Source organism: Parasphingorhabdus sp. (genome assembly GCF_036963705.1).
In the GTDB taxonomy this organism is placed as follows: Bacteria; Pseudomonadota; Alphaproteobacteria; order Sphingomonadales; family Sphingomonadaceae; genus Parasphingorhabdus.
The window spans coordinates 1-6422 of sequence record NZ_JBALUT010000103.1 but is presented as its reverse complement, the minus strand read 5'-3'; the positions used below and the strand labels follow the sequence as shown (position 1 = coordinate 6422).

10 protein-coding genes are annotated in these 6422 nt (G+C 52.8%); 5 read left to right on the top strand and 5 right to left on the bottom strand.

Annotated features, from left to right (window positions below; all coding sequences use genetic code 11):
- The 4 genes from V7680_RS14585 to V7680_RS14570 form a co-directional block, all read right to left on the bottom strand.
- On the bottom strand, nucleotides 1-515 hold a 515-nt coding region (locus V7680_RS14585; RefSeq protein WP_335653995.1), incomplete at its 3' end, for a multicopper oxidase domain-containing protein.
- Between the two features lie 52 nt (nucleotides 516-567).
- Nucleotides 568-1146, bottom strand: coding sequence for an RNA polymerase sigma factor (locus tag V7680_RS14580; RefSeq protein ID WP_335653994.1), 579 nt, complete (start codon nucleotides 1144-1146; stop codon nucleotides 568-570).
- Nucleotides 1147-1584 (bottom strand): periplasmic heavy metal sensor, encoded by a 438-nt coding sequence (locus V7680_RS14575; RefSeq protein WP_335653993.1) that lies wholly within the window; start codon nucleotides 1582-1584, stop codon nucleotides 1147-1149. It abuts the gene before it with no gap.
- A 13-nt stretch (nucleotides 1585-1597) separates the two neighbouring features.
- A complete protein-coding gene (locus V7680_RS14570; RefSeq protein ID WP_335653992.1) occupies nucleotides 1598-1894 on the bottom strand; it encodes a hypothetical protein in 297 nt (98 codons plus the stop codon).
- 127 nt (nucleotides 1895-2021) lie between these two features.
- On the opposite strand from V7680_RS14570, the gene V7680_RS14565 reads away from it, so the two are divergent.
- The 3 genes from V7680_RS14565 to V7680_RS14555 are packed head-to-tail and all read left to right on the top strand — an operon-like array spanning nucleotide 2022 to nucleotide 3706.
- Entirely contained in the window at nucleotides 2022-2819 is a 798-nt protein-coding gene (locus V7680_RS14565) for a DUF2231 domain-containing protein (RefSeq protein WP_335653991.1), read from the top strand.
- Between the two features lie 56 nt (nucleotides 2820-2875).
- Nucleotides 2876-3343, top strand: coding sequence for a DUF411 domain-containing protein (locus V7680_RS14560; protein WP_335653990.1), 468 nt, complete (start codon nucleotides 2876-2878; stop codon nucleotides 3341-3343).
- Nucleotides 3344-3370: 27 nt separating this feature from the next.
- Nucleotides 3371-3706, top strand: coding sequence for a hypothetical protein (locus V7680_RS14555; RefSeq protein WP_335653989.1), 336 nt, complete (start codon nucleotides 3371-3373; stop codon nucleotides 3704-3706).
- 45 nt (nucleotides 3707-3751) lie between these two features.
- Here the strand turns inward: V7680_RS14555 and V7680_RS14550 are convergent, their stop codons facing one another.
- On the bottom strand, nucleotides 3752-4024 hold the full coding sequence (locus tag V7680_RS14550) for a metal-sensitive transcriptional regulator (RefSeq protein ID WP_170010591.1): 273 nt from the start codon (nucleotides 4022-4024) through the stop codon (nucleotides 3752-3754).
- A gap of 128 nt (nucleotides 4025-4152) precedes the next feature.
- Here V7680_RS14550 and V7680_RS14545 point away from each other — a divergent pair, with 128 nt between their 5' ends.
- A complete protein-coding gene (locus V7680_RS14545; RefSeq protein WP_335653988.1) occupies nucleotides 4153-4446 on the top strand; it encodes a hypothetical protein in 294 nt (97 codons plus the stop codon).
- Between the two features lie 76 nt (nucleotides 4447-4522).
- Nucleotides 4523-6422: heavy metal translocating P-type ATPase (locus V7680_RS14540; RefSeq protein ID WP_335653987.1), on the top strand; the 1900-nt coding region annotated here is incomplete at its 3' end.

Genomic DNA, 6422 nt, shown 5'->3' with positions numbered 1-6422 from the left:
GTGATCGGGTCTTTGCCTGAGGGTTCAATAATGATCGGTCCGTAATGTCCGTCCTGTTCCTGAGTGCCTGAGTGGCTATGATACCAGTATGTTCCCGATTGCCGGATCGGGAATTGGTAATGGAAAGTCTCGCCCGGCTTGATGCCAGGGAAACTAACGCCAGGCACACCGTCAAACTGAAAGGGGACAAGTAGGCCGTGCCAATGGATTGAACTATCTTCTTCCAGATTGTTGGTCACGGACAGACGAACGTTCTGGCCTTCTGTCAGTCTAATCAAAGGGCCTGGAAGGGTACCATTGATGGTGACCGCCTGCGCGCTTCTGCCTTCGACTGCAAAATTGGTCTTGCCGATGGCAAGGTCAATCTGGTCTCCGCTCAGCTCGTCAAGGCCTTTGCGGCTGTTGGGCAATGACGACGCGGCCCTTGCCCAGCTGGGAAATAGCGCCGATGCGCCCAGAGCGCCGCCTACGGATAGGGACCCAGACAGCAAGTGCCGCCGATCAAGTTCAATCATTTTTTAGCTCCAAAACGTGTAATCGTTACTTTTCATTACGCAGGCGAGCAGATCACCCCTCAAATTTTGCAGCAATTTCTCGCAGGTGATTGCGGGCACGGTAAATTCGCGTTTCGACGGCTTTCTCTGATATTCCGAGAATATGCGCTGCTTCGGCTTGGCTATTCTCGCCAAAAGTGACCAGAACAAATGGCTCACGCAATGCCGCCGGTAGTCTGGTGATCTCTCTTTGCATGACTTCAAGCGCCTGTCGGGCCTGCAATTCTGCACTTGGACCGGGTGCATCATCAGCTATCATCAAGCCAGCATCTTTGTCGCTGTGAAACTCAAAAAACTGCCTGATCCGGCGTTTGCGCAAAAGGTCGCGGCATTTGTTGACCGTGATACGAGTGAGCCACGGAGAAATCGGCCGCGACAGATCAAAACTGGCGAGCTTAAACCAGGCAGCGGCCAGTGCCTCTTGAACGGCATCTTCCGCATCGGAACTGTTGCCCATCATTCTGAGCGCGATATTTTGCAGCCGGGGCGCTTGATGGTTCATCACACGGTTGAATGCAGCTTTGCTACCTTTTGCAGCCTCTGCGATGAGCGCATTTTCTGGAACCTGCGCGTCGGACTTCGATTTTCGCACTCAAGACCCGGCGGTCAGAGAATTTGATACCCGCTCGTCAAACGCCTTTTGCTGGGCGGGATTTAGCAAAGTGCGCATCTTGAAGAGATGTTCGACAGTAGCTTTTTGCAAAAGTCCCATTTGGACATGCACCGCTTCAATCGCTTTGGAAACCTTGGGGCCATATTGATGCTCTTCTTCGATAGCAGCGGCGAGATCGGCATTGGCCGATCGAAGCGCGAGATCCAAAGCCTGCCGCCTGATCGAGAAATCACCTTCCAGCTCTGAAAGCCGCGTCTCTTGTGCCTGATCAAGATCAAGCTCTTCATGAACGAAGCTGTGGACCCCGACATTCTGGTCTTCACTTTGACTCCAGTGCTTGGCACCGAGGGAACCGAGCCAGCCTGCACCAAGCGCGAGCAGGACGAGAAGGATAATTTGTAAAGGTCCGATTTTCATATACTCATCACCGTCACTGTGAAACGTGAAGAAGGCTGGCAGGCGAGTAATCCGCACCGCCAATCAAAGGGTTGGTTTGGTTCATAGCCATCGCAGGCTGCTCGGCCGTTCCAAACCCCGCGCCCAGCGCGGTCACGAACATGAGCACTGCCAGCAGACTTTTCTGGCGCGAAAGGCGGCCGCTATTCATTTCGCCGACGCGGAGCCAGACATCGTTGTGGAAACCGTCATCGCTCGCCAGCGCTTCAGGAAATTGAGTAGCGCGTAAGCTGTCTAGCATCTCGTCAAGTCTCGTGTCTGATAGCGGCATTGATATTGTCCCGTTTGTCGTTTCCGTTCTTTATACGCATGCTGGACAGCTTTGCCCTCGAAATTATTTTTGAGGGGCAGCCATTATGGCTGCGTATTATTGATTAGCCGCCATCAAGGAAACGGCAATGCGCGACTTTAAATTTTTGACAGGAAGGGCTGAGATGCCGATTATAAAGTTTCGCACATTTATAATGTGCATTGCACTTGGTGTCAGTTCGCTCAGCGTTCCTGCTTTTGCGCACGGCGATCCGACCGAGATGGGCGCTGGTCCAGGAATTGGCGCAGACCATCATGAAAAGGCTAACGGAGCCGGTGAAGCTGCGCAGAACGCCGATATGCAGGATATGATGGATGATGGCACGATGCCGATGATACCCGATGGATTAGCCCCCGTGGCGCCGGAAGGCAACCACTTAGAGGGTATGGGTGACGGCCATGGAGGCATGATGGATCATAGCGAAGCGGCAGATAATAGTAGTGCGAGCTTTGGTGAGCGCCTGTTCATCTGGCTTGGTAAACTGCATATAGTTGTGATCCATTTTCCAATCGCCATGATCGTCGCTGCGTTTGCAGCCGAAGCATTCGGTGTTGCGCGCGGCAAGCCTGACTGGCGTTCGGCAGCGCGAATTATGCTCGTCATTGGTGCCCTGGGTGCAGTAGCCGCAGCGTTTTTTGGATGGTTTGCTGGTGGTTTTTATCTTTACGACCGCAATCTCATCCTCACCGCGCATCGCTATCTAGGAATGACCGTCGCAATCGGATCGGTGTTGTTGGCATGGGCCGGGCTACGCCGTTTTCACCACAATCGCAGCGAAAAAAGACTGTTCGCCGTCTTGCTGGGCCTATTGACGATCGGCGTGCTGATTCAAGCGTTTCTGGGCGGCACTTTCATGCATGGCGGTCTGAATCATATGAATTTCTAAATAGGCCAAGCTCCAAATTGAGTGCGTGGATCGTAAATAACTAGAGGAAAGATAAAATGTTCAATCATATCCGCAAACTGAAGAAAAAGCCGCTTTTGGCATCGGCGCTTTTCACGTTGCTCGCTGCTTGCACCAGCGCTGCACAAGCCGCCCCTCTTGTCATGTTTCGCGATCCCGGCTGCGGCTGCTGCGAAAAATGGGCCGAGCATATTGAAACGAATATGAAGCAGGACGTCGAAACACGAAACAGCAATGATATGGCCGCTGTTAAAGACGCAAATGGTGTGCCGGGGGCGCTCCGATCCTGCCATACCATGATTGTTGAGGGATATGTCATTGAAGGGCATGTTCCCGCCGAAGCTATTGCCAAATTACTGCGGGAAAAGCCTGCCGGAGTGAAAGGCCTTGCCGTTGCGGGAATGCCTGTCGGTTCACCTGGGATGGAATATCAAAATCAGACGCAGCCTTATCAGGTGATCGCTTTTGGCGAGAGCGGCCAGCTCGTCTTTGCCAGTTACAATTAATCACTCCAGCCCCCGAAAGGAAATACGATGACTAAATTTGCAATTTTAATGAGCAGCTTTGCATCGATCACAGCGGGACCACTGTTGGCTCATGAACATGGTACCGAGAAGTCCGGCGAGCATAAATGTGAAATGATGAAAGACGGCAAGAAAATGTCCGGCATGATGAAGAAGGATGCTGATGGCAAAATGTCATGCCAGATGATGGATCACTCCAAGATGGACCACAGCAAGATGGATCATTCTAAAATGCCAGCGCCTGAAGCGAATGACCAAGCGCAACCACCCATGGATCATTCAAAGATGGACCATTCGAAGATGGATCATAGCAAAATGGAGCCCAAGAAAGAGGCACCTGAATAAGCATATGATCGGCTCGGAACTTCGCTTTGCGAGGCTTCGGGCCGCCTATTTTCCCATCTTGCCGAACAAGTTTACCAACTCGGCAATTTTCTCTTTCTGGTCAGCCTTGCTGCCTGAAGTCAGCGCTTCCTCAACGCAATGATTGGTGTGGATCTCCAGAATTTTCATTTTGGTAGAGCGCAGGGCGGCTTCCATTGCGGAGAATTGCTGGAGGATGTCGATACAATAGCGATCATCTTCCATCATTTTAGCTATTCCGCGTGCCTGACCTTCGATCTTTCGCATCCGCACGATTTCTTTGGTGAATTTGTCTGTCATGTTGTCCTTATGCCAAATTTTGGAGCGTGATCAATCGAAAGAGATGGCCGCATCAACCTTGACACTAAACCATCATGTTACTATACCCCCCTATAGTATATACCGCTGATGATCAAGAGGAGCTAGAAATGACGCATGTTTCAAACCGCACTCAAATCCTTGTCTGGGGCTGGACGCTGAGCCTGTTTTTGCTTCTCAGCTACCTCATCTGCATTGGCTTCGGTCTTTTGGCACCGCAATCCATGCACATGCATGAAGCTTGGGCACCTTGGTTGCCGGGTTTCGAATGGCTGACTTTGCAGGGATTTCTTGCAGGGGCGGTCGGCAGCTTTCTTTATGGTTGGTATATTGCACTGTTGGTTATCCCCCTGCGCGCGTGGATAAGCCGTAAGGTTGCAGGTGCTGATCATGTCGAAGCATGATGCCGGGACTGCCAAATCATGTTGTTGCGAAGACAAAGAGGCTTCTGCCGGGACCGTAAAAGATCCCGTGTGCGGCATGGATGTCGATCCGAGCAAGAGTGAGCATCATGCACTGCATGACGGGCTGGATTTTCATTTCTGTTCAGCCGGATGCAAAACCAAATTTGTCGCTCAGCCCGATCATTACCTCACCGGAAAGCATCAAGACGCAGCAGAAAATGTTCCCGCGGGCACGATCTACACCTGCCCGATGCATCCGGAAATCCGCCAAGAAGGGCCGGGTTCCTGTCCGATCTGTGGGATGGCACTGGAGCCGGAGACGTTTAGTCTCGATACCGGCCCCGATCCCGAATATCTCGATATGCGCAAGCGCTTCTGGGTCAGTGCGGTGTTTTCCATCCCGCTGTTTATTTATGCCATGGGCGACCTTATTCCGGGCAAACCGTTTGCAGGGCTATTTTCGCCGGGAGTGTCGCAATGGTTGCAGCTCTTGCTGGCATCACCAGTCGTTTTGTGGGGCGCGTGGCCATTCTTTGTGCGCGGCGTGAACTCGCTCAAAACCATGAATCTCAATATGTTTACGCTAATCGGGCTCGGCGTGGCGGTGGCTTACGGTTTCAGTCTGGTTGCTACGTTGTTTCCAGATATCTTTCCGGCTGCTTTTCGCGGTCATGATGGCGGTGTGGCTGTCTATTACGAAGCAGCGGCTGTCATTACGACCCTAGTATTATTGGGCCAAGTGCTGGAACTGAAAGCGCGCGGACAGACATCAAGTGCGTTGCGCGCACTGCTAGAGTTGGCACCGCCAGTCGCGTTGCGCATCGGTGCGGACGGATCAGAAGAGGAGATATCGCTCGATCAAGTGCAGAGCGGTGACAGTCTGCGTGTTCGTCCAGGCGAGAAGGTTCCTGTTGATGGCACTATCGCCAAGGGCTCAAGTACGATTGATCAAGCGATGATCACGGGCGAACCAATTCCGGTTGCCAAGGCCGAAGGCGATAATGTCACCGGCGGCACAGTCAATCAGACTGGCAGCTTTATCATGACCGCCGAACGCGTGGGTAAAGACACGCTTCTCGCCAAAATCGTCCAGATGGTCGCCGAAGCGCAGCGCAGCCGTGCGCCTATCCAGAAACTTGCTGATACGGTTGCGGGCCTTTTTGTGCCTGCTGTGGTTCTGATCGCTATTGCGACATTCATTATATGGTCGATTTGGGGTCCAGAACCGGCGCTGGCCTATGGTTTGGTCAACGCAGTCGCAGTCCTCATCATCGCCTGTCCTTGTGCGCTTGGCCTTGCCACTCCGATGTCTATCATGGTTGGCACCGGCAAGGGCGCGCAAAACGGTATCTTGATCAAGAACGCCGAGGCGCTCGAAACTCTGGAAAAGATCGATACCATCGTCGTCGACAAAACCGGGACATTGACAGAGGGCAAGCCCAAGCTGGTTTCGGTCGAACCTGAAAATGGTTTTGATGGCGACGAAATGCTGGCGCTGGTTGCCGCTATTGAAATGGCAAGTGAACACCCGCTGGCAGCCGCGATTGTGGAGGGCGCAGAAGAAAAGGGTCTCTCGTTTAAGGCTGCGAGCGATTTTCAGTCAGTGACAGGCGAAGGCGTCGAAGCCAGCGTGAAGAACAAGCGCGTTGCCATCGGTAATGAAAAAATGATGGACCGGCTTGGTGCCACCAGCACGGAGCTGATTGCCAAGGCGCAGGATGGCCGATCGCAGGGACAAACGGTGATGTTTGTGGCTGTCGATGGTAAACCTGCTGGTCTCATCGGTGTCGCCGATCCGATCAAGCCGACCACGAAAGAGGCGATCAAAGCGCTACATAAAGACAATATCCGGGTGGTTATGCTAACCGGGGATGCCGAGGCTACTGCGCAAGCAGTTGGCAAGATGATTGGCATTGATGAAATCCACGCCAATGTGTCACCCGAAGACAAGCACCGGGTCATCAGCGAGCTGCAAG